The sequence below is a fragment of the Paratractidigestivibacter sp. genome (assembly GCF_052362415.1).
Lineage (GTDB): Bacteria > Actinomycetota > Coriobacteriia > Coriobacteriales > Atopobiaceae > Paratractidigestivibacter.
In genome coordinates this window covers 1,677-4,329 of sequence record NZ_DAWEMK010000128.1, presented here as the reverse complement: position 1 = coordinate 4,329, position 2,653 = coordinate 1,677, and the positions used below count along the sequence as shown (strand labels likewise).

Annotated in this window: 3 protein-coding genes; all 3 read left to right on the top strand. The window is 67.6% G+C overall.

Translation table 11 applies throughout. The annotated features are described in order from the left end of the window. The coding region (locus ACT84W_RS09655) for a hypothetical protein (protein ID WP_444329051.1) at nucleotides 1–392 on the top strand (392 nt) is incomplete at its 5' end. Between the two features lie 190 nt (nucleotides 393–582). Then, entirely contained in the window at nucleotides 583–1,548 is a 966-nt protein-coding gene (locus ACT84W_RS09650) for a M14 family metallopeptidase (protein WP_444329050.1), read from the top strand. After that, nucleotides 1,545–2,510 (top strand): M14 family metallopeptidase, encoded by a 966-nt coding sequence (locus ACT84W_RS09645; protein ID WP_444329049.1) that lies wholly within the window; start codon nucleotides 1,545–1,547, stop codon nucleotides 2,508–2,510. Before ACT84W_RS09650 ends, ACT84W_RS09645 begins: the two co-directional genes overlap by 4 nt. Nucleotides 2,511–2,653: the final 143 nt, after the last annotated feature.

Sequence of the window (2,653 nt, the reverse complement as noted above, 5' to 3'; positions counted from 1 at the left end):
ACTCCGCGAACGTGAGCCCGGAGCCGGCGCACCCTATCTACCTTCGGCCGAGCGAGCTCGCGTCGGCAGGGCCGCGGGTGCGTGAGTTCGTGGGCGACGTGCTGCGGGTGAGCGCGAACCTGCCGGCGCTCCAGAAGGCCCGGCGCCCGAGCGACGCCGTCGCCGGGGCGCTCGCGTACGAGAAGGGAGCGACGGACGTGCGGACCTGCGGCGAGGACGCGCTCGCCGGCGGGCGCGGCGTCTGCCAGGACTTCGCCCACGTGCTCATCGCGCTCTCGCACGGGCGCGACTTCGCCGACTGCCCCATCGAGCGCGGCGTCTTCGTCGGCGGCGCGCGCCAGAGCATGTCCGTCAGCGTCCGCGTGACCGACGACGCCTCTCTCACCTGGTGACCCACACCCGTTAACGGCGACCCTCACTGGATGACAGTCATTGCGTGCAGCTTTCTGGGACAGACATCATTCGGTGCCACCCATCAGCCGATGACTGTCACCCAGTGACGGATGGTAACGCGTCGTTTAAGGGGGCTTAACAACACGTGACGCATAATCGCAGGTAGACGTTGCGAAGAAAGGGGAGCGCGTGATCCAGACGGTATTCCGGGCAGAGCTGCCCGTGGGCGAGAACCTGATCATCCAGAAGCACCGCATCGAGGGCACGGCCCCCGCGCCCTTCGGCGGCGAGGCGGCAGCTGCCGGTCACAAGCCCCGCATCGCGGTCGTCACCGGCGTGCACGGGGACGAGCTCGAGGGCCAATACGTCGCCTTCAAGCTCGCAGAGGCACTCGAGTCCCAGCTGGACAAGCTCTACGGCACCGTGGACATCTACCCCGCGATCAACCCGCTCGGCATCAACTCGATCGAGCGCGGCGTCCCCATGTTCGACGTCGACCTCAACCGCACCTTCCCCGGCAAGCGCGACGGCGACCTCACCGAGACCCTCGCCGCGGCGGTCTTCGACGACATCTCCGGCGTGGACGTCGCCGTCGACATCCACGCATCGAACATCTTCCTGCGCGAGATGCCCCAGGTCCGCATCAACGAGCTCTCCGCCGACGAGCTCCTGCCCCTCGCGTCCCTGCTCAACGTGGACTTCGTCTGGGTCCACGCCTCTGCGACCGTCCTGCAGTCGACCCTCGCATACGCGCTCAACACCACGGGCACCCGCGCGCTCGTCGTCGAGACGGGCGTCGGGATGCGCGTCACGCGCGGCTACGGCGAGTGCCTCACCCAAGGGATCCTCCACCTCGCGGCTCACCTCGGCGCCTGGGACGGCGGCTTCCGCGCGGCGCTCGCGCCCATCGTGTCCCATGACGGCGAGGTCGCCTACCTCAACGCCTCCGCCGGAGGGGTCTTCCTCCCCGAGGCCCCGCACGGCAGCAAAGTAAAGAAGGGCCAGCTCATCGGCATCGTGGCAGATACCTTGACCGGGCGCGTCGCCGAGCGCGTCGTCGCGCCCGCCTCTGGGCTTCTCTTCACCCTGCGCGAATACCCCGTCGTGTACCCCGGGTCGCTCCTCGGCCGCATCCTGAAGGACGTCGAATCATGAGAAAGATCAACCTCTACACCCTCGACACCCCCTACCGAGAGCCGCTGACCATCTGGGGCTACGAGTTCGGCCGCGCGGACGCGCCCAAGTGCGTCGCCGTCGTCGGCTCCATGCGCGGCAACGAGGTTGAGCAGACCTACGTGTGCGCAGACCTCGTGAGGCGCCTTGGCGCCCTTGAGGAGAAGGGCGCCATGGATCCCGGCCGCCGCGTCCTCGTCGTGCCCTCCGTGAACGCGTTTTCCATGAACATATCCGAGCGGTTCTGGCCGGTGGACAGCACCGACATCAACCGGATGTTTCCGGGCTACGACCTCGGCGAGACGACCCAGCGCATCGCCGACGGGCTCTTCCGCGCCGTGCAGGGCTACGACTACGGTATCCAGCTCTGCAGCTTCTATCTACCCGGGGACTTCCAGCCGCACGTCCGAGTGACGGACGCCGGGCCCATCAGCCTGCAGTCTCTCCAGCTCGCCGAGGCGTTCGGCTTCCCTTATGTCGTCGCAAAGAAGCCCTCGAGCTTCGACACGACGACGCTCAACTACAACTGGCAGGTATGGGACACGCACGCGTTCAGCGTCTTCGTGCGCGACATGGGGTCGCTCTCGACCCGCAACGCGGACGAGGTCGAGGACTGTATCCTGCGGTTCCTCGATGACCGCGGGGTGGTGCGCTTCTCGCTGCCGGGCGGCTTCCGCTCGACGCGCCTCGACGAGGCGTCGCTCGTGGACGTCCGGTGCGAGCGCGCGGGCGGGTTCTTTCTGCGCGACGTCGAGCCCGGCGAGCGCGTCCGCGCAGGTCAGACGCTCGGGCAGGTGCTCGACACAGGCGACGCCCACGTGAAGGAGATGCTCACGGCGCCGCTCGACGGGCGCGTGTTCTTCTGCCACGTGGACCCGTTGATCAACCAGTACACGATCGCGTTCAAGCTGGCGCCGGAGACCACCTGGTCGCACAGCCAGTAATGATAGGTGCTGCGGCCGGCCGAGTGGGCTCAATTCGTGCATCGAGCCCATGTCCCCCGGTCATCTGGGGTTCGGCGGCCATGGCGAGCCTATGTCACCCGTCATCTGGGGGTCGCAAACAGCAAGAAGCCTATGTCCCCCGG

Excerpts from the sequence above, each read along its gene's own strand:
- ACT84W_RS09645 (WP_444329049.1), top strand. The coding sequence starts at position 1,545 with ATGAGAAAGATCAACCTCTACACCCTCGACACCCCCTACCGAGAGCCG.